This is a genomic window from Acidovorax sp. A1169, assembly GCF_030704685.1.
GTDB lineage: Bacteria > Pseudomonadota > Gammaproteobacteria > Burkholderiales > Burkholderiaceae_C > Acidovorax.
Genome location: NZ_JAUZDX010000009.1, coordinates 96,850 through 114,151, shown reverse-complemented (window position 1 = coordinate 114,151; position 17,302 = coordinate 96,850). Strand labels below are relative to the sequence as shown.

Below are 17,302 nucleotides of genomic sequence, written 5' to 3'. Positions count from 1 at the left end.
GGAGCTGCCATGTTCGAGTGGATGGCCTGGACCCTGCCGGTGGCGGTGTTCTTCACGTGCATCGTGCTGATGCTGGCTGGCATGGCGGTGTGGGAGTTCAAGTCCCCCACCACGATGCGCAAGGGCTTCCTGCCCCTGGAAACAACGCGCGGCGACCGCCTGTTCATCGGGCTGCTGTCGGCGGCCTATGTGAACCTGATCTTCGTGGGCGTGAGCGGCAGGCTCGCGCAGTGGTTCGATCTGGGCGAGGACCCGTCGATCTGGTTCAGCTTCGTGCTGTCCATGCTGTTGCTCGGACTGATCATGCGCAAGGGCTGAAGGCGCCCTGGAAATGTTCCCGTTGCACGGCTCAAACCTTCCCCGGAGCCGGGCGACCCTTGTGTATCCAATGGGGAGATGACTATGAGGAGACAGGCACTATGAAGACGCGGTATACAGCGCTGGCACTGGCGGTAGCAGTCGTGACCGGGCAGTCGGCCATGGCGGGCGAGGCCGAAGCCAAGAAGTGGGTCGACAGCGAGTTCCAGCCTTCCACGCTGAGCAAGGACCAGCAGATGGCCGAGATGAAGTGGTTCATCGACGCTGCCAAGAAGCTCCAGGGCAAGGGGGTCAAGGAGATCTCCGTGGTCTCCGAGACCATCACCACCCATGAGTACGAATCCAAGACCCTGGCCAAGGCCTTCGAGGAGATCACGGGCATCAAGGTCAAGCACGACCTGATCCAGGAAGGCGACGTGGTCGAGAAGCTGCAGACCTCGATGCAGTCGGGCAAGTCGATCTATGACGGCTGGATCTCGGACTCGGACCTGATCGGTACGCACTACCGCTACGGCAAGATCATGAGCCTGACCGACTACATGGGCGGCGCGGGCAAGGAGTTCACCAACCCGGGCATCGATCTCAAGGACTACATCGGGACCAAGTTCACGACCGGTCCGGACGGAAAGATGTACCAGCTGCCTGACCAGCAGTTCGCCAACCTGTACTGGTTCCGCGCCGACCTGTTCGACCGCAAGGACATCAAGGACAAGTTCAAGGCCAAGTTCGGCTACGACCTGGGTGTGCCGCTCAACTGGAGCGCCTACGAGGACATCGCCGAGTTCTTCACCAACGACGTGAAGACCATCGATGGCAAGGCCATCTATGGTCACATGGACTACGGCAAGAAGGACCCTTCGCTGGGCTGGCGCTTCACCGATGCCTGGCTGTCCATGGCCGGCACCGCCGACATCGGCGCGCCCAATGGCCTGCCGATCGACGAATGGGGCATCCGCGTGGCCGACGACAAGTGCACGCCCGTGGGCGCCTCGGTGGCCCGTGGCGGTGCGACCAACTCGCCCGCAGCCGTCTATGCACTGACCAAGTACGTGGACTGGATGAAGAAGTACGCGCCCAAGGAAGCCACGGGCATGACCTTCGGCGAGGCCGGCCCCGTGCCTGCCCAGGGCCAGATCGCCCAGCAGATCTTCTGGTACACCGCCTTCACGGCCGACATGACCAAGCCCGGCCTGCCCGTGGTGAATGCCGACGGCACGCCCAAGTGGCGCATGGCCCCCGGCCCGAACGGTCCTTACTGGAAGCAGGGCATGCAGAACGGTTACCAGGACGTGGGCTCCTGGACCTTCTTCAAGGACCATGACGCCAACAAGACCGCTGCTGCCTGGCTCTACGCCCAGTTCGTGACGGCCAAGACCACCTCGCTCAAGAAGACCCTGGTGGGCCTGACGCCGATCCGTGAAAGCGACATCCAGTCCAAGGCCATGACCGACATGGCGCCCAAGCTCGGTGGCCTGGTGGAGTTCTACCGCAGCCCGGCCCGCGTCGCATGGTCGCCCACCGGTACCAACGTGCCCGACTACCCCAAGCTGGCCCAGCTGTGGTGGAAGAACGTGGCCCAGGCCGTCACGGGTGAAAAGACCCCCCAGGGCGCCATGGACACGCTGGCCGATGAGATGGACCAGGTGATGGCCCGCCTGGAGCGCGCCGGCATGGCCCACTGCGCGCCCAAGCTCAACCCCAAGAGCGCACCCACCAAGTGGCTGAGCGACAAGCAGGCCCCATGGGCCAAGCTGGCCAATGAGAAGCCGAAGGGCGAAACCATTGCCTACGACAAGCTGCTGCAGGCTTGGAAGGACGGCAAGGCGCGCTGAGCGCCCAGGCCCCTGGCGGCCGGTCCTCTGTCCATGTATCCATGGACAGCCGGCCGCCATTTTTTCTCCTCCGCATCCGCGGGCGCGGGAGGCCCACCAGGCCAATCCGCCCCGCAGGTGTCAAGAATTCAGGGTTTACCCTAGCCCAACCCCCGTGCCTGTGGACAATCAGCACCTATGACCCACGCTTTCGCTCCCCTGCCCACGCGGCGCTCCGACCTCCTTGACCGCCTTGCCGCGCCGCACCAGTACGACCTGGCCGTGATCGGGGGCGGGGCGACGGGCCTCGGTGTGGCGCTGGACGCGGCGGCCCGGGGCTTCAGCGTGGTGCTGGTCGATTCGCACGATTTCGCCAAGGGAACCTCCTCGCGTGCCACCAAACTCGTGCACGGAGGCGTGCGCTACCTGGCCCAGGGCAACATCGCGCTGGTGCGCGAGGCCCTGCACGAGCGCACGACGCTGCTCAACAACGCCCCCCACCTGGCCCAGCCCCTGGCCTTCGTCATGCCGTCCTACAAGGTGTGGGAGACGCCGTTCTACGGCATCGGCCTGATGATGTACGACGCCCTGGCCGGCAAGGCGGGCCTGGGGTCCACCCAGTTCCTGGGCCGCGCCAAGACGCTGCAATGCCTGCCCAACGCGCGCCAGGACGGGCTCAAGGGCGGCGTGAAATACTGGGACGGCCAGTTCGACGATGCCCGCCTGGCGCTGGCCCTGGCCCGCACGGCGGCCGCCAAGGGTGCGCTACTGGTCAATTACTGCCCGGCGACCTCGCTGGTCCATGACAGCGGCAAGGTGGCCGGCTTCGTCTGCGAAGACAGCGCCAGCGGCCGCCAGTTCACCGTGCGCGCCAAGGCCGTGGTCAACGCCACCGGTGTCTGGGTGGATGCCCTGCGCCAGATGGATGGCGACGCCATCGGCCGCCCGGTCAAGCCCATCGTGGCGCCCAGCCAGGGCGTGCACATCGTGGTGGACCGCGAATTCCTGCCCTCCGACCATGCCCTGATGGTGCCCAAGACGGCAGACGGCCGGGTGCTGTTTGCCGTGCCGTGGCTGGGCAAGCTCATTCTGGGCACCACCGACAGCCCGCGCCAGGACGTGGTGCGCGAGCCCCTGGCCTTCAAGGAAGAGGTGGCCTTCATCCTCGACGAGGCGGCCCGCTATCTCACCCGGGCCCCCAAGGTGGCCGACATCCGCAGCATCTGGGTGGGCCTGCGCCCCCTGGTCAAGCCGCAGGACGACGACGGCGACAACACCAAGAAGATCAGCCGCGAGCACACCGTGCTGGCCAGCAAGAGCGGCCTGGTGACCGTGACCGGGGGCAAATGGACGACCTACCGTGCCATGGCCGAGGACGTGTTGCAAAAATGCTTCACCGTTGGCCTGCTGCCGGAGAAGGCCGCTGGTGTCACCAACCGCTTGCCCCTGGTGGGCACGCCCGCCGAGCCGGTGCGCCACCGCATCAGCGACGCCCAGGGCTTGCATTCCTACGGGGGTGAGGCCCCTTGCGTGCAGGCGCTGCCGGGCGCAGGCGTGGACCTGGGTGGCGGCCTGACCGAGGCCATGGTGCGCTTTGCCGCACGCTTCGAGTACGCCTGCACGGTGGAGGATGTGCTGGCCCGCCGCTCGCGCATGCTGTTCCTGGACGCCCGCCAGGCCATCGCCAGCGCCCCTGCGGTGGCGGCCCTCCTGCAGGAGGAGCTGGGCTCCGATCCGCAGCTGGATGCGTTTTTGTTGCTCGCCCAGCAATATTTGCATGCGCCCTTGTGATAGGCACTTGACTTCGCTTGTTGCCTTTGCAATAATCGAGGGCTTCGCGTTTCCTACGTGAAGTTTCTGCCCAGCGGGAAGTGCTGCAAATGGTTTGCGGTGCGGACGACGGGCCCAAGACTGACTGGCTGATCTGCAGCCCTTGAGAAGTTCTCTGGGGCCGTGGTCTTCTGGTGCAAGTTGGGAATATTGAAATGATCCAGACAGAATCTCGGTTAGAGGTTGCCGACAATACCGGCGCCAAGTCCGTCCTTTGCATCAAGGTGCTGGGTGGCTCGAAGCGTCGCTATGCAAGCGTTGGCGACATCATCAAAGTGAGTATCAAAGAAGCCGCTCCGCGTGGCCGCGTCAAAAAAGGCGAGGTTTACAGCGCAGTGGTCGTTCGCACCGCAAAGGGTATCCGCCGCGGTGATGGCTCGCTCGTCAAATTCGACGGCAACGCAGCAGTGTTGCTGAATGCAAAGTTGGAGCCAATCGGCACCCGCATCTTTGGACCCGTGACGCGTGAACTGCGTAACGAAAAGTTCATGAAGATCGTGTCCCTGGCTCCTGAAGTTCTCTAAGGACGCGCCATGAACAAGATTCGCAAGGGCGACGAAATCATCGTGCTGACAGGGCGCGACAAGGGCAAGCGCGGCACGGTGTCGTCGCGCAAGGACGATTCCTATGTGCTGATCGACGGTATCAACGTCGTCAAGAAGCACGCCAAGCCGAACCCCATGAAGGGTACGACGGGCGGCATCGTTGAAAAGTCCATGCCTATTCACCAGTCCAACGTAGCCATCTTCAATGCGGCTACCGGCAAGGCTGATCGTGTGGGCATCAAGGTGCAGGCAGACGGCGCACGCATTCGCGTGTACAAGTCCAGCGGCGCTGAAATCAAGGTGGCCTAAGGGGCAAACATGGCACGACTCCAAGAAATCTACCGCGACAAGATCGCTCCCGAACTGATCAAGCAGTTCGGCTACACCTCGCCCATGCAGGTTCCCCGTCTGACCAAGATCACGCTCAACATGGGTGTGAGCGAGGCAGTCTCGGACAAGAAGGTGATGGACAACGCCGTGGCGGACCTGACCAAGATCGCCGGCCAAAAGCCCGTGGTCACCAAGGCCAAGAAGGCTATCGCCGGTTTCAAGATCCGCGAAGGCCAGGCCATCGGTTGCATGGTCACGCTGCGTGGCGTGCAGATGTATGAGTTCCTGGACCGTTTCGTGACCGTGGCTCTGCCCCGTGTTCGTGACTTCCGTGGTATCTCCGGTCGCGCTTTCGACGGCCGTGGCAACTACAACATCGGCGTCAAGGAACAGATCATTTTCCCTGAAATTGAATACGACAAGGTTGACGCCTTGCGTGGTCTCAATATCAGCATCACCACGACGGCCACGTCCGACGAAGAAGCCAAGGCTCTTCTCGCTGGTTTCCGTTTCCCGTTCAAGAACTGAGGCAGGGTATGGCTAAAGTAGCTTTGATCCAGCGCGAACTGAAGCGCGAAAAACTGGCCGCCAAGTACGCAACGAAGTATGCGGAACTGAAGGCGATTGCCGGTGACGCCAAGCGCAGCGACGAAGAGCGTGATGCAGCCCGCCTGGGCCTGCAGAAGCTTCCCCGCAATGCGAACCCCACGCGCCAGCGCAACCGTTGCGAAATCACCGGTCGTCCGCGCGGTACCTTCCGTCAATTCGGTCTGGCCCGCGCCAAGATCCGTGAACTGGCTTTTGCAGGCGACATCCCCGGTGTCACCAAGGCCAGCTGGTAAGCAGGCAGGAGAATTACAACATGAGCATGAGTGATCCTATCGCTGACTTGCTGACCCGCATCCGTAATGCACAGATGGTCGCCAAAGCCACGGTTCTGGTGCCTTCTTCCAAAGTGAAGATTGCCATCGCCCAGGTGCTGAAGGACGAGGGTTATATCGACGGATTCCAGGTCAAGACCGAATCCGGCAAGTCCGAACTCGAAATCGCCCTGAAGTACTACGCAGGTCGCCCGGTGATTGAGCGCATCGAGCGCGTCAGCCGCCCTGGCCTGCGTGTCTACAAAGGCTACGATTCCATCCCGCAAGTCCAGAACGGTCTTGGTGTGGCAATTGTCACCACCCCCAAGGGCGTGATGACCGATCGCAAGGCGCGCGCTACCGGTGTCGGTGGCGAAGTGCTCTGCTACGTGGCCTAACCCGCGACATTGAGGAGAAACTGAAATGTCCCGAGTAGGAAAAATGCCCGTGACCATCCCCGCTGGCGTGGATGTGTCCGTTAAAGCCGACCAGATCTCTGTCAAGGGTACTGGTGGTGTTCTGTCGCTGGCGCAAAACGTGCTGGTGAAGGTGTCGAGCAACGACGGCAAGCTCAGCTTTGAGCCTGTCAACGATTCTCGCGAAGCCAATGCCATGAGCGGCACGATCCGCCAACTCGTCAACAACATGGTTGTGGGCGTGAGCAAGGGTTTCGAGAAGAAGCTGACCCTGATCGGCGTGGGCTACAAGGCCGCCGCCTCCGGCGCCAAGCTCAACCTGGCTGTCGGTTATTCGCACCCGGTCAACATCGAGATGCCTGCTGGCATCACGGTGGCCACCCCCACCCCCACGGAAGTGGTTGTGAAGGGCGCCGACCGCCAACGCGTTGGCCAAATTGCCGCTGAGATCCGTGCTGTTCGTCCACCCGAGCCCTACAAGGGCAAGGGCATCCGCTATGCGGACGAGAAGATCACGATCAAAGAGACCAAGAAGAAGTAAGGAGCTGCAACATGTTGACCAAGAAAGAGCAGCGTCTTCGTCGTTCGCGCCAGACCCGTATCCGCATTGCACAGCAAGGCGTGGCCCGTCTGACCGTGAACCGCACGAACCTCCATATTTATGCCAGCGTCATTTCCGGCGACGGCAGCAAGGTGTTGGCAAGCGCCTCCACCGCAGAAGCCGATGTCCGCAAGGAACTCGGTGGTTCGGGCAAGGGCGGCAATGCCGCTGCAGCCACGGCCATCGGCAAGCGCATTGCTGAAAAGGCAAAGGCTGCTGGCGTTGAGAAGGTTGCATTTGATCGCTCAGGCTTTGCCTACCACGGTCGCGTCAAGGCTCTGGCCGACGCAGCCCGTGAAGCTGGCCTGCAGTTCTAAGCGGAGCGGAATACAAAATGGCTAAATTTCAACCCAAAGTGCAAGACGAAGGTCGTGACGACGGTCTGCGCGAAAAAATGATCGCGGTCAACCGCGTCACCAAAGTCGTGAAGGGTGGCCGTATCCTCGGTTTCGCCGCACTGACTGTGGTCGGCGACGGTGACGGCCGCGTGGGCATGGGCAAGGGCAAGTCCAAGGAAGTGCCTGCTGCCGTGCAAAAGGCGATGGAAGAAGCCCGTCGCAACATGGTGAAGGTCACGCTCAAGCATGGCACGATCTTCCACCAGGTGACCGGCCACCACGGCGCTGCACATGTGATGATGGCACCGGCCCCCAAGGGTACCGGCATCATCGCTGGCGGCCCCATGCGCGCTGTCTTCGAAGTGTTGGGCGTGACCGACATCGTGGCCAAGAGCCATGGTTCGTCCAACCCCTACAACATGGTCCGCGCTACTTTTGACGCACTGGTCAACTCCACGACGCCTTCGCAAGTGGCAGCCAAGCGCGGCAAAACGGTCGAAGACATCTTCGCCTGATTGGAAGCTGTAAATGACTACGCAACAAACCGTCAAGATTCAACTGGTGCGCAGCCCTATCGGCACCAAGGAATCGCACCGCGCCACCGTCCGTGGCCTGGGTCTGCGCAAGCTGAACAGCGTCAGCGAACTGCAGGACTCGCCCGAAGTGCGCGGCATGATTAACAAGATCAGCTATCTGGTCAAAGTCCTCTGAGAGATAGATCATGGAACTCAATAGCATCAAGCCCGCAGACGGCGCCAAGCATGCCAAGCGCCGTGTAGGCCGCGGTATCGGCTCCGGTCTGGGCAAGACCGCTGGCCGTGGTCACAAGGGTCAAAAGTCCCGCGCAGGCGGCTACCACAAGGTGGGTTTCGAAGGCGGTCAAATGCCTTTGCAACGTCGCCTGCCAAAGCGCGGCTTCAAGTCGCACCTGCTGCAGTTCAATGCCGAAGTCAACCTGACCGACCTGGAAAAGCTGGGCCTGGCCGAAGTGGACGTGCTTGCCTTGAAGCAAGCTGGCCTGATCGGCGAGCTGGCCAAGGTGGTCAAGGTCATCAAGACCGGTACGCTCACCAAGGCTGTCAAGCTGACGGGTGTTGGCGCTACAGCGGGTGCCAAGGCGGCTATCGAAGCTGCTGGCGGCAGCCTGGCCTGATTTTGGTTCTGAAAGAAGGCACCTGTGGCAACTAGCGCGGCTCAAATTGCAAAAACCGGCAAGTTCGGCGACCTGCGTCGTCGCCTGGTTTTTCTGTTGCTTGCGCTGATCGTTTACCGCATCGGGGCTCATATCCCGGTGCCTGGTATCGACCCAGCCCAACTTCAGCAGTTATTCAGCGGCCAGCAAGGCGGCATCCTGAACCTGTTCAACATGTTCTCGGGTGGAGCGCTCTCGCGCTTTACCGTCTTTGCACTGGGGATCATGCCGTACATCTCGGCATCGATCATCATGCAACTGATGACCTACGTGGTCCCGACGTTTGAACAGCTCAAGAAGGAAGGCGAGTCCGGCCGCAGGAAGATCACCCAGTACACGCGCTACGGCACGCTGGGCCTGGCCATTTTCCAGTCGCTCGGCATTGCCGTGGCGCTGGAGAGCTCGGCCGGCCTGGTGCTGAGCCCCGGCATGGGTTTTCGCATCACGGCCATGGTCAGCCTGACGGCAGGCACCATGTTCCTGATGTGGCTCGGTGAGCAGATCACGGAACGTGGTCTTGGCAACGGTATCTCGATCCTGATCTTTGCAGGTATCGCGGCCGGTCTGCCAAGCTCCATCGGTGGCCTGCTGGAGCTGGTGCGCACGGGTGCGATGAGCATTCTGGCAGCCATCTTCATCGTGCTGGTGGTCGCTGCGGTGACCTACTTCGTGGTGTTCGTGGAACGTGGTCAGCGCAAGATCCTGGTGAACTATGCGCGCCGGCAGGTGGGGAACAAGGTGTATGGTGGACAATCGTCGCACCTGCCCTTGAAGCTGAACATGGCAGGTGTGATTCCTCCCATCTTCGCGTCGTCCATCATCCTGCTGCCAGCCACCGTGGTGAACTGGTTCAGTGCCGGGGAGTCGATGCGCTGGTTGCGCGACATCTCCTCTGCCCTGACGCCTGGTCAGCCGGTGTATGTGATGTTCTATGCTGCTGCGATCATCTTCTTCTGCTTCTTCTACACGGCGCTGGTCTTCAACAGCCGTGAAACGGCAGACAACCTGAAGAAGAGCGGTGCGTTCATTCCCGGGATTCGTCCTGGTGAGCAGACGGCCCGCTATATCGACAAGATTCTTGTGCGACTGACACTGGCGGGGGCGGTTTACATCACCTTCGTCTGCCTGCTGCCCGAGTTCTTGATCCTGAAGTACAACGTACCGTTTTACTTTGGTGGAACTTCGCTGTTGATCATTGTGGTGGTGACCATGGACTTCATGGCCCAGGTCCAGAACTACATGATGTCGCAACAGTATGAGTCGCTGCTCAAGAAAGCCAATTTCAAAGGCAATCAGGGCGGTTGACGGGTGACAGGGGCCAGGCGCTTTGTGCGGCTGGTCTCCTGAATGCAAGGTTTGGTTTAGTTGGCGCCCCACGATTTTTGTCGCGGGCACAAATTGTGTTCCGTGCAAGATGCCGGGACGGATGCAAAAGTTTTAGGAGAATGCAATGAGAGTTTCGGCTTCGGTCAAAAAAATCTGCCGCAACTGCAAGATCATCCGCCGCAAAGGTGTGGTGCGCGTGATCTGCACGGAACTGCGTCACAAGCAGCGCCAGGGTTGATTGGAAAGTATTAGAGGACGCATATGGCACGTATCGCTGGCATTAACATTCCGCCCCACAAGCACGCGGAAATCGGTTTGACCGCCATTTTTGGCATTGGTCGGACTCGCGCTCGCAAGATTTGCGAAGCAACCGGAATCGCTTACTCCAAGAAGATCAAGGATCTGACGGACGGCGACCTGGAAAAAATTCGTGAGCAGATCGAGCAATTCACCATTGAAGGTGATCTGCGCCGCGAAACCACCATGAACATCAAGCGCTTGATGGACATTGGCTGCTACCGTGGTTTCCGCCATCGTCGTGGTCTGCCGATGCGTGGTCAGCGTACCCGCACCAATGCCCGCACCCGCAAGGGTCCGCGCAAGGGTGCTGCTGCACTGAAGAAATAAAGAGATTGAAAGATCAATATGGCCAAGTCTCCAGCCAATAACGCAGCACAGCGCGTTCGCAAGAAGGTTCGCAAGAACGTGTCGGACGGCATTGCCCACGTGCATGCTTCGTTCAACAACACGATCATCACGATCACGGACCGCCAGGGCAATGCCCTGTCGTGGGCCTCGTCGGGTGGCCAGGGCTTCAAGGGCTCGCGCAAATCCACGCCTTTCGCTGCCCAGGTGGCTTCGGAAGTGGCTGGCCGCGCCGCCATTGACCAAGGCATCAAGAACCTGGACGTCGAGATCAAGGGCCCAGGTCCTGGTCGTGAATCCTCGGTGCGCGCACTGGGTGCCTTGGGCATCCGCATCACGTCGATCTCCGACGTGACGCCAGTCCCGCACAACGGCTGCCGCCCTCAAAAGCGCCGTCGTATCTAATTTTCACAAGCCCACCGCCGCCTGCGTACGCGAGAGCGACACAGGCGGCTCCCGCAATGGTTTGCGGTAGATGACAAAAAGGAAGTTCAAGTGGCACGTTACCTCGGCCCCAAGGCCAAACTCTCCCGCCGTGAAGGCACCGACCTGTTCCTCAAGAGCGCACGCCGCTCCATTGCGGACAAGTGCAAGTTCGACTCCAAGCCTGGTCAGCACGGCCGCACCTCCGGTGCCCGCACGTCCGACTACGGCCTGCAACTGCGCGAAAAGCAGAAGGTCAAGCGCATGTACGGCATTCTGGAAAAGCAGTTCCGCCGCTACTTCGAGACCGCTGACGGCCGCAAGGGCAACACCGGCGCCAACCTGCTGTTCCTGCTGGAATCGCGTCTGGACAACGTCGTGTACCGCATGGGCTTTGGCTCCACGCGTGCAGAAGCCCGTCAGTTGGTGTCGCATTGCGCCATCACCGTGAACGGCAAGCCCGTCAACATCCCCTCGTACCTGGTCAAGGTCGGCGATGTCGTGGCCGTGCGCGAAAAGTCCAAGAAGCAGAACCGCATCGTCGAAGCACTGCAACTGGCTGCACAGGTCGGCATGCCCGCCTGGGTGGACGTCAATGCCGAGAAGGCAGAAGGCGTGTTCAAGAAGGTGCCTGACCGCGACGAGTTCGGCGCCGACATCAACGAATCGCTGATCGTTGAGTTGTATTCGCGCTAATCGCTAGTTCGAATCACATTTCGAGAAAACCGTACCTGAACCGCGAGGCATCGCGGTTTAGGCGCTTCACCAGCCTTACCGGTGTAACGAGCTGGGGGTATTGAGAGGAAGTCTGAATGCAAACCAATTTGCTGAAACCCAAGGCGATCAATGTCGAGCAGCTTGGCCACAACCGTGCCAAGGTCGCGCTGGAGCCGTTCGAGCGTGGCTACGGCCATACGCTGGGCAACGCCATTCGGCGCGTCCTGCTCTCGTCCATGGTGGGTTACGCAGCGACGGAAGTCACCATTGCAGGCGTCCTGCATGAGTACTCGTCCATTGACGGCGTTCAGGAAGATGTGGTCAACATCCTCCTGAACCTCAAGGGCGTCGTGTTCAAGCTGCACAACCGCGACGAAGTTACGCTGAGCCTGCGCAAGGATGGTGAAGGCGTGGTGACCGCGCGCGACATCCAGACGCCCCATGATGTCGAGATCGTCAACCCCGACCACGTGATTGCCACGCTGTCGGCCGGTGGCAAGCTGGACATGCAGATCAAGGTGGAAAAGGGCCGTGGCTACGTGCCGGGCAACCTGCGCCGCTATGCCGACGAATCGACCAAGTCGATTGGCCGCATCGTGCTGGACGCCTCGTTCTCCCCTGTGAAGCGTGTGAGCTACACCGTGGAAAGCGCCCGTGTGGAGCAGCGTACCGACCTGGACAAGCTGGTTGTCGAGATCGAAACCAATGGTGCCATCACTGCCGAAGACGCAGTGCGTGCATCGGCCAAGATCCTGGTGGAACAGCTGGCTGTGTTCGCACAGCTGGAAGGCGGCGAGCTGGCTGCGTTCGACGCACCTGCAGGCCCACGCGGCAATGCCACGTTCGATCCGATCCTGCTGCGCCCTGTGGACGAGCTGGAACTGACCGTGCGTTCTGCCAACTGCCTGAAGGCCGAGAACATCTACTACATCGGTGACCTGATCCAGCGCACCGAGAACGAGTTGCTCAAGACGCCTAACCTGGGTCGCAAGTCGCTCAACGAAATCAAGGAAGTGCTCGCATCGCGTGGTCTCACGCTGGGCATGAAGCTTGAGAACTGGCCACCAGCCGGTCTGGACAAGCGTTAATCAAAACCGCTATAATCTCCGGCTCCCCTAAACAGGGACCCTGGGTTTCAGAGTCCTCCGCAAGGGGGACTTTTCGTTCCCCCAGAGGGAACAACAGTGCCTCGCGCAGTACCTGATACGGCTGCCCGATTTAATTACATAGACAGTAGAAGGAAAGCACCATGCGCCACGGACACGGACTCCGCAAACTCAATCGCACCAGCTCGCACCGCCTTGCGATGCTGCAGAACATGATGAACTCGATCATCGAGCACGAAGTCATCAAGACCACCGTTCCCAAGGCCAAGGAACTGCGCCGTGTGATTGAACCCATGATCACCCTGGCCAAGGTCGACACCGTCGCCAACCGCCGCCTGGCTTTCAACCGCCTGCGCGACCGTGACAGCGTCACCAAGCTGTTCAACGACCTGGGCCCCCGCTTCAACGCGCGTCCCGGTGGTTACACGCGCATCCTGAAGATGGGTTTCCGCGTTGGCGACAATGCGCCCATGGCCCTGGTCGAACTCGTTGACCGTGGCGATGCCAAAGAAACTGAAAATTCTTCGGCCGCAGCCGCAGAATAAGGTATATAATTCAATCTTGCCGCGGGATGGAGCAGTCTGGTAGCTCGTTGGGCTCATAACCCAAAGGTCGGAGGTTCAAATCCTCCTCCCGCAACCAATATGGCGGTTAGCCGCTTCAAAAAAGCCCACTGAACAGTGGGCTTTTTTGTTTCTGGGATGGTTTTCGTGAGGCAGTCCCTTGCCGAAGGCCCCCAAGCCCGGATGCTGCCCCGCCGATCTGTTGGCGCAGTCCGGGCGCTCCCGGGCAGTCACTGGGGATGCTGGTGGCGAAACTCCTGCGTCTTGCCGCCATAGCCGTACGCGGTCGCGCGCACGTCCTGCACATAGACGTAGCTCTCCTCGTGCAGCTTGCCCAGAAGGGCCTCGAACCCCGCGAACACCTCAGCGATATAGCGCGCCTTCTCCGCCTTGGTGTTGGTTTCGTCCACCACCTTGATGTCGAAGTACATGCTGTTCTTGCCCTGTGCGGCCAGGCTGGTGCCGCCCACGATCCAGTCCTCGGGATGCACGTAGGAGATGGTCACGGCCGTGATCTGGGGGTTTTTGCCCAGGATGCGGGTGGTCAAATCGAGCAGCATGTCCGAGATACGCTGCGAGAGGGCGGCCGAGCGTTCGGCAGAAACCTTGACGTTGATGATGGGCATGGAAAACTCCTTGTCAGTGACGGTTGGTGTGTGCTGCCACTGTAGTTTTCGGCCTTGTTTTCGGACACGGCGGCCCGCAGGAAGCGGCTTTGCAGCACGTGCAAAGCCGCCACCTTTCAGGAACTCAGGCGACGGCCTGTACCCGCATTAATGCGCGGGCGCACAAGCCACCCACGCACAGCACCCAGGCCAGCATGGCCACCAGCGGCGCCAGCGGCAGTGAAGGTGCCAGCTCCGCCGCCGAGAACCGGGGCCGGCGGGCAAAGTCTTCGGGGCCGAAAGGACGCTCGTTGAAGACATAGGGGTAGTAGAACTCCCGCACTTCCCGGTGGAAGGCTTCTATGCGTTCCTGGTAGCGCAGCTGGGCTGGCAGGTCGCTGCGCGCCAGCCCGTGGAGTGCGCCCTGGGCCGCCACGCCGGGCAGCAGCCAGCCCAGGCGTTCCGTCCAATGCTGGCGGCGCGCGAGCCCGCTGCGGTAGGCGCTGACCTCGCTGGCCACGCTCTCGTCGCCCAGTTGCTGGAAAGCGTAGTACCACTTCCAGTGAAACTGCACCGGCAGGGCGGCCGTGTCCTTCCATTCGGGGTGGGACTTGAAGAACTTGTGCATCGTGGCATCGCGCGGCTGGTCCCAGGCGCCGTGCACGTTCTGGCGTTGCGCGAGCATCAGGTCCACGCCCTGGCCCACGGGAATGCTGCGCGTGATGGCCATCTGCGCCAGCGTGGGCAGCACCAGGGTGAGTACCACCCAGCAGCCCATCAGCGCGGTGGCATGCGCGGTGGAGCTCCAGGGCCGGGCGGCCACCAGCACGCACACGGTGCCCCAGAAGACCGCGTAGACCACCACCACGGCCAGCGCTCCTGCCAGGGCCGCCATGCCGATGGGCAGCACGGCTGCGGCTGCCAGCAGCGGCAGGGCCAGGCTGGCGATGGCCAGCGCCGTGCGCAGGCCGGCGCGGCGCAGCCACAGCCGCGTACCCGCCCCCGGCATGGCCAGCAGCATGCGCAACCGGCCCGACTGGCGCTCGCCCGACACCAGGTCATGCAGCAGCGCAATGATGAACAGCGGCGCCAGGTAGATCAGCACGAAGGCGAAGTCGAAACGCCCCGCGAGCGCGAGTTCGGGGTTGAAAGTCTCCCCCTCGTAAAGCTGGGCCTGCAGCCCCAGGGCGCGCACGCGCAGCACATAGGGCGCCACGTCGCGCAGGCCCAGGGCCAGGAAGGCGGCGCTCGAAGGCGGGTCCTGCGTGTCGAAGAACGTGTAGTAGGCCGCGTAACCCGCATCGCCGCCTTTGGCAAAGCGGGCGGCCACGGCCTGCACATCCCGTTCGTGCAGCGGAGCCAGGCGTGCGATGTGGGCCTGCTGGCGGGCCACCTCACGCGCGCCCGATACCAGGGACACGGCGGACAGCAGGCACAGCAGCACCAGGGCCCACAGGCACAGGCGTGAGCGGCAGACCAGCCGCCATTCATGAGCCAGCCAGCGCATCATCGGGTGCTCCTTCCCAGGCGCCTGGCGCTGAAGGCCAGCAGCGCCAGCAGTGCAGCCAGCCAGGCCAGCAGCGTGGCTGCGGCCGGCAGCACCGACTGCAGCACGGCCGCCGGTGCTGCCGGCAGGTACTGGAAATGCGCAGTGTCGTGCCAGTGCGCGCGGTCCACGCGGTTCTGGCGGTTGGGGTTGCGGTCATCGGCATAGCGGATCTTCTCCGCCTGCAGGCGATTGAGCGACTGGATCAGCGTGTAGCGGTAGTGCTCCCCCTGCTCCAGAAAGCGCCGGTAGCTGGCCAGGTCGGTGCCCGCCGTGGCCGTCGACAGCCGACGCAGGGCCAGCAGCGGGCTGAGCAGGCCGGCACGGTCCATCCAGGCACTCTGCCGCCCCTGCTGGTCGAAGGAGTCTGCGGCATAGCGGTTGAAGAGCTCGCTGGTCATGCGTTCGCCTTCCATGCCGAGCAGGCCTTTGTAGTTGACGGGCAGGTCCTCGACCCTGGCGACGCCATACTGCGCCAGCACCTTCTGGCGGAAGCCCGCGAAGTACGGATCGTCGGGGTTGTGGCTGTCACCCATCGCGGCCAGGTCGCGCGCCACGGCAATGTCGCTCTCCAGGCGGGTGGGCAGGCCGTGGGCATAGGCGGCCGTATCGGCTGCCAGCCGCGGCACGAGGATCACCGTGACCGTCCACAGGGCAAGCAGGCACAGCAGTGCATCGCGCCGCCGCGCAAACAGCGCGGAAAGCCCCACCACCGCCAGTGCCCACAGCAGCAGCCAGAGTGCATGGCCCGCCAGCAGCGCTGCCGAGCGCAGGGGCTGCGAGAGTGCACCCATCCAGGCCAGCGCCAGGGCGGCGGGCAGCAGGGCCAGTGCCGCCGCGCCGGCCAGTGCCAGCAGCTTGCCGCGCACGATCTGGCCCGGCCGCACGCCCTGTGCCAGAAGGATGCGCAAGGTGCCCGACTCGCGCTCGCGTGCCAGGGATGCATGCCCGAGGAACACCAGCAGCAGCGGCGCCAGCACCTGCAGCACGAAGGCCGGCGTGAGCTGGCCGAAGCGCAGCAACAGGGACGACTGGCGCACGTCGCCGAAGTTGGCGCTGTTCTGGCGGTGACCCTCCAGGAACAGCGTGTGCCCGGTGTAGGCATCGATGCCGGCGTCGAATGCCGCCAGCGGGTTCAGTGGCCGGAACACGAAGTGTCCGTAGTGCACCATGCGGTGCGGGTGGCGGTCGGGCTGGGCCTCGAAGTCCTGGTTGGCCTGCGCCTGGTAGCGGGCGCGCTCGGCATCGGCTGCGCGGCGCGATTCCCAGGCGGTGAGCGAAGCCACCAGGGTCAGCACCGTGAGCAGCGCCAGGCCCAGTACGGCCACGCGGTCGCGCAGCATCAGGCGCCACTCCTCGCGCGCGATGCGGGTGACGGCGCGGCTCATGCCGTGGCTCCCGGCGTGGCGTAGCGCCTGTGCAGGGCGCGCACGTCAAAGCGCTCGTCGCCACTGGCCGCCACTTCCTCGACCAGGCGCCCGGCATCGATGAAGCCGATGCGGTCGGCCACGTCGGCGGCGCTCAGCAGGTCGTGCGTCACCATCAGCACCGCCACGCCCTGCGAGCGCAGCAGCGCCAGCAACCGGTTGAACTCGGCAGTGGCCTGCGGGTCCAGGCCCGAGGTGGGCTCGTCCAGCAGCAGCGCCGGCACCTTGCGTGCCAGTGCCAGTGCAATCGCCACCTTCTGGCGCATGCCTTTGGAAAAACCCGCCACGCGCTGGCTGTGGGCCGCAGCGGCGAGCCCGGCGGCCAGCAGTGCCTGGTCAATGGCCTGCGCGCCCTCGGGTTGGCCCGCCAGGTCCAGCAGGTAGGCCACGTTCTCGCGCGCGCTCAGGTGCTCGTAGAGTGCGACGTTCTCGGGGATATAGGCCAGTTGCCTGCGTGCCCCGTCCGGGTCGGCCACCGGGTCGGTGCCGTGCACGCGCAGGCTGCCCGCGGTGGGCGCAAGAAAGCCCAGGAACAGGCTCAGCGTGGTCGTCTTGCCCGCACCGTTGGAGCCCAGCAGGGCGTAGATTTCGCCCCGGTTCACATGCAGGTCCAGGCCCTGCAGGATGGTGCGGCCGCCGTAGCCGGCTGTGATGGCGCGGGCCTGCAGCACATGCTCGGAGAGATGGGGGGTTGCCATGGTCG

General features: G+C 62.7%; 24 protein-coding genes and 1 tRNA gene. 21 read left to right on the top strand and 4 right to left on the bottom strand.

Features of this window, described 5'->3' with window-relative positions; genetic code table 11:
* The first annotated feature begins 9 nt into the window (after nt 1–9).
* The 21 genes from QYL93_RS16450 to QYL93_RS16350 all read left to right on the top strand — a co-directional run bounded on the left by QYL93_RS16450 (nt 10) and on the right by QYL93_RS16350 (nt 13,100).
* Entirely contained in the window at nt 10–318 is a 309-nt protein-coding gene (locus QYL93_RS16450) for a DUF2160 domain-containing protein (RefSeq protein ID WP_305744630.1), read from the top strand.
* A 101-nt stretch (nt 319–419) separates the two neighbouring features.
* Entirely contained in the window at nt 420–2,150 is a 1,731-nt protein-coding gene (locus QYL93_RS16445) for an ABC transporter substrate-binding protein (RefSeq protein WP_305744629.1), read from the top strand.
* A gap of 177 nt (nt 2,151–2,327) precedes the next feature.
* Nucleotides 2,328–3,920: a glycerol-3-phosphate dehydrogenase/oxidase gene (locus QYL93_RS16440; protein ID WP_305744628.1), complete on the top strand. Its 1,593-nt coding sequence runs from the start codon at nt 2,328–2,330 to the stop codon at nt 3,918–3,920.
* Between the two features lie 194 nt (nt 3,921–4,114).
* The gene (gene rplN, locus QYL93_RS16435) at nt 4,115–4,483 is read left to right on the top strand and encodes a 50S ribosomal protein L14 (RefSeq protein ID WP_057203960.1); all 369 of its coding nucleotides are present in this window, start codon (nt 4,115–4,117) and stop codon (nt 4,481–4,483) included.
* Between the two features lie 9 nt (nt 4,484–4,492).
* A complete protein-coding gene (rplX, locus tag QYL93_RS16430) occupies nt 4,493–4,813 on the top strand; it encodes a 50S ribosomal protein L24 (protein ID WP_057203961.1) in 321 nt (106 codons plus the stop codon).
* Nucleotides 4,814–4,822: 9 nt separating this feature from the next.
* Entirely contained in the window at nt 4,823–5,362 is a 540-nt protein-coding gene (rplE, locus tag QYL93_RS16425) for a 50S ribosomal protein L5 (RefSeq protein WP_057203962.1), read from the top strand.
* Nucleotides 5,363–5,370: 8 nt separating this feature from the next.
* Nucleotides 5,371–5,676, top strand: a complete 306-nt coding sequence (gene rpsN, locus QYL93_RS16420; protein WP_007861712.1) for a 30S ribosomal protein S14 — start codon at nt 5,371–5,373, stop codon at nt 5,674–5,676.
* A gap of 20 nt (nt 5,677–5,696) precedes the next feature.
* The gene (rpsH, locus tag QYL93_RS16415; protein WP_057203963.1) at nt 5,697–6,092 is read left to right on the top strand and encodes a 30S ribosomal protein S8; all 396 of its coding nucleotides are present in this window, start codon (nt 5,697–5,699) and stop codon (nt 6,090–6,092) included.
* Nucleotides 6,093–6,117: 25 nt separating this feature from the next.
* Nucleotides 6,118–6,651: a 50S ribosomal protein L6 gene (rplF, locus tag QYL93_RS16410; RefSeq protein WP_057203964.1), complete on the top strand. Its 534-nt coding sequence runs from the start codon at nt 6,118–6,120 to the stop codon at nt 6,649–6,651.
* Between the two features lie 11 nt (nt 6,652–6,662).
* Nucleotides 6,663–7,028 (top strand): 50S ribosomal protein L18, encoded by a 366-nt coding sequence (rplR, locus tag QYL93_RS16405; RefSeq protein WP_007861721.1) that lies wholly within the window; start codon nt 6,663–6,665, stop codon nt 7,026–7,028.
* A 17-nt stretch (nt 7,029–7,045) separates the two neighbouring features.
* Nucleotides 7,046–7,564, top strand: coding sequence for a 30S ribosomal protein S5 (gene rpsE, locus QYL93_RS16400; RefSeq protein WP_057203965.1), 519 nt, complete (start codon nt 7,046–7,048; stop codon nt 7,562–7,564).
* A 13-nt stretch (nt 7,565–7,577) separates the two neighbouring features.
* Nucleotides 7,578–7,760, top strand: coding sequence for a 50S ribosomal protein L30 (gene rpmD / locus QYL93_RS16395; RefSeq protein ID WP_007861725.1), 183 nt, complete (start codon nt 7,578–7,580; stop codon nt 7,758–7,760).
* A gap of 10 nt (nt 7,761–7,770) precedes the next feature.
* A complete protein-coding gene (rplO, locus tag QYL93_RS16390) occupies nt 7,771–8,202 on the top strand; it encodes a 50S ribosomal protein L15 (protein ID WP_057203966.1) in 432 nt (143 codons plus the stop codon).
* Between the two features lie 24 nt (nt 8,203–8,226).
* Nucleotides 8,227–9,546 carry a preprotein translocase subunit SecY gene (gene secY, locus QYL93_RS16385; protein ID WP_057203967.1) on the top strand — a complete coding sequence of 440 codons (1,320 nt, stop codon included), beginning with the start codon at nt 8,227–8,229 and terminating at the stop codon, nt 9,544–9,546.
* A 145-nt stretch (nt 9,547–9,691) separates the two neighbouring features.
* On the top strand, nt 9,692–9,805 hold the full coding sequence (gene rpmJ, locus QYL93_RS16380) for a 50S ribosomal protein L36 (RefSeq protein WP_057203968.1): 114 nt from the start codon (nt 9,692–9,694) through the stop codon (nt 9,803–9,805).
* A 23-nt stretch (nt 9,806–9,828) separates the two neighbouring features.
* A complete protein-coding gene (gene rpsM / locus QYL93_RS16375) occupies nt 9,829–10,194 on the top strand; it encodes a 30S ribosomal protein S13 (RefSeq protein ID WP_008906516.1) in 366 nt (121 codons plus the stop codon).
* A gap of 18 nt (nt 10,195–10,212) precedes the next feature.
* Nucleotides 10,213–10,617 carry a 30S ribosomal protein S11 gene (rpsK, locus tag QYL93_RS16370; protein ID WP_005793662.1) on the top strand — a complete coding sequence of 135 codons (405 nt, stop codon included), beginning with the start codon at nt 10,213–10,215 and terminating at the stop codon, nt 10,615–10,617.
* A gap of 90 nt (nt 10,618–10,707) precedes the next feature.
* The gene (rpsD, locus tag QYL93_RS16365; protein ID WP_057203969.1) at nt 10,708–11,331 is read left to right on the top strand and encodes a 30S ribosomal protein S4; all 624 of its coding nucleotides are present in this window, start codon (nt 10,708–10,710) and stop codon (nt 11,329–11,331) included.
* Nucleotides 11,332–11,447: 116 nt separating this feature from the next.
* Nucleotides 11,448–12,440, top strand: a complete 993-nt coding sequence (rpoA, locus tag QYL93_RS16360; protein ID WP_007861735.1) for a DNA-directed RNA polymerase subunit alpha — start codon at nt 11,448–11,450, stop codon at nt 12,438–12,440.
* Nucleotides 12,441–12,601: 161 nt separating this feature from the next.
* Entirely contained in the window at nt 12,602–13,003 is a 402-nt protein-coding gene (rplQ, locus tag QYL93_RS16355) for a 50S ribosomal protein L17 (protein WP_305744627.1), read from the top strand.
* A 20-nt stretch (nt 13,004–13,023) separates the two neighbouring features.
* Nucleotides 13,024–13,100 (top strand) — tRNA-Met (locus QYL93_RS16350).
* 151 nt (nt 13,101–13,251) lie between these two features.
* Here the strand turns inward: QYL93_RS16350 and QYL93_RS16345 are convergent.
* The 4 genes from QYL93_RS16345 to QYL93_RS16330 all read right to left on the bottom strand — a co-directional run bounded on the left by QYL93_RS16345 (nt 13,252) and on the right by QYL93_RS16330 (nt 17,297).
* Nucleotides 13,252–13,647 (bottom strand): 4-oxalocrotonate tautomerase family protein, encoded by a 396-nt coding sequence (locus tag QYL93_RS16345; protein WP_305744626.1) that lies wholly within the window; start codon nt 13,645–13,647, stop codon nt 13,252–13,254.
* Between the two features lie 124 nt (nt 13,648–13,771).
* Nucleotides 13,772–15,136 carry a DUF3526 domain-containing protein gene (locus tag QYL93_RS16340; protein ID WP_305744625.1) on the bottom strand — a complete coding sequence of 455 codons (1,365 nt, stop codon included), beginning with the start codon at nt 15,134–15,136 and terminating at the stop codon, nt 13,772–13,774.
* Nucleotides 15,133–16,560: a DUF3526 domain-containing protein gene (locus QYL93_RS16335; RefSeq protein WP_305744624.1), complete on the bottom strand. Its 1,428-nt coding sequence runs from the start codon at nt 16,558–16,560 to the stop codon at nt 15,133–15,135. Before QYL93_RS16335 ends, QYL93_RS16340 begins: the two co-directional genes overlap by 4 nt.
* The gene (locus tag QYL93_RS16330; RefSeq protein ID WP_305744623.1) at nt 16,557–17,297 is read right to left on the bottom strand and encodes an ABC transporter ATP-binding protein; all 741 of its coding nucleotides are present in this window, start codon (nt 17,295–17,297) and stop codon (nt 16,557–16,559) included. The genes QYL93_RS16335 and QYL93_RS16330 overlap by 4 nt, the downstream gene beginning before the upstream one ends.
* Nucleotides 17,298–17,302: the final 5 nt, after the last annotated feature.

Excerpts from the sequence above, each read along its gene's own strand:
- QYL93_RS16450 (WP_305744630.1), top strand. The coding sequence starts at position 10 with ATGTTCGAGTGGATGGCCTGGACCCTGCCGGTGGCGGTGTTCTTCACG.
- QYL93_RS16445 (WP_305744629.1), top strand. The coding sequence starts at position 420 with ATGAAGACGCGGTATACAGCGCTGGCACTGGCGGTAGCAGTCGTGACC.
- QYL93_RS16440 (WP_305744628.1), top strand. The coding sequence starts at position 2,328 with ATGACCCACGCTTTCGCTCCCCTGCCCACGCGGCGCTCCGACCTCCTT.
- rplN (WP_057203960.1), top strand. The coding sequence starts at position 4,115 with ATGATCCAGACAGAATCTCGGTTAGAGGTTGCCGACAATACCGGCGCC.
- rplX (WP_057203961.1), top strand. The coding sequence starts at position 4,493 with ATGAACAAGATTCGCAAGGGCGACGAAATCATCGTGCTGACAGGGCGC.
- rplE (WP_057203962.1), top strand. The coding sequence starts at position 4,823 with ATGGCACGACTCCAAGAAATCTACCGCGACAAGATCGCTCCCGAACTG.
- rpsN (WP_007861712.1), top strand. The coding sequence starts at position 5,371 with ATGGCTAAAGTAGCTTTGATCCAGCGCGAACTGAAGCGCGAAAAACTG.
- rpsH (WP_057203963.1), top strand. The coding sequence starts at position 5,697 with ATGAGCATGAGTGATCCTATCGCTGACTTGCTGACCCGCATCCGTAAT.
- rplF (WP_057203964.1), top strand. The coding sequence starts at position 6,118 with ATGTCCCGAGTAGGAAAAATGCCCGTGACCATCCCCGCTGGCGTGGAT.
- rplR (WP_007861721.1), top strand. The coding sequence starts at position 6,663 with ATGTTGACCAAGAAAGAGCAGCGTCTTCGTCGTTCGCGCCAGACCCGT.
- rpsE (WP_057203965.1), top strand. The coding sequence starts at position 7,046 with ATGGCTAAATTTCAACCCAAAGTGCAAGACGAAGGTCGTGACGACGGT.
- rpmD (WP_007861725.1), top strand. The coding sequence starts at position 7,578 with ATGACTACGCAACAAACCGTCAAGATTCAACTGGTGCGCAGCCCTATC.
- rplO (WP_057203966.1), top strand. The coding sequence starts at position 7,771 with ATGGAACTCAATAGCATCAAGCCCGCAGACGGCGCCAAGCATGCCAAG.
- rpmJ (WP_057203968.1), top strand. The coding sequence starts at position 9,692 with ATGAGAGTTTCGGCTTCGGTCAAAAAAATCTGCCGCAACTGCAAGATC.
- rpsM (WP_008906516.1), top strand. The coding sequence starts at position 9,829 with ATGGCACGTATCGCTGGCATTAACATTCCGCCCCACAAGCACGCGGAA.
- rpsK (WP_005793662.1), top strand. The coding sequence starts at position 10,213 with ATGGCCAAGTCTCCAGCCAATAACGCAGCACAGCGCGTTCGCAAGAAG.
- rpoA (WP_007861735.1), top strand. The coding sequence starts at position 11,448 with ATGCAAACCAATTTGCTGAAACCCAAGGCGATCAATGTCGAGCAGCTT.
- rplQ (WP_305744627.1), top strand. The coding sequence starts at position 12,602 with ATGCGCCACGGACACGGACTCCGCAAACTCAATCGCACCAGCTCGCAC.
- QYL93_RS16345 (WP_305744626.1), bottom strand. The coding sequence starts at position 13,647 with ATGCCCATCATCAACGTCAAGGTTTCTGCCGAACGCTCGGCCGCCCTC.
- QYL93_RS16340 (WP_305744625.1), bottom strand. The coding sequence starts at position 15,136 with ATGATGCGCTGGCTGGCTCATGAATGGCGGCTGGTCTGCCGCTCACGC.
- QYL93_RS16335 (WP_305744624.1), bottom strand. The coding sequence starts at position 16,560 with ATGAGCCGCGCCGTCACCCGCATCGCGCGCGAGGAGTGGCGCCTGATG.
- QYL93_RS16330 (WP_305744623.1), bottom strand. The coding sequence starts at position 17,297 with ATGGCAACCCCCCATCTCTCCGAGCATGTGCTGCAGGCCCGCGCCATC.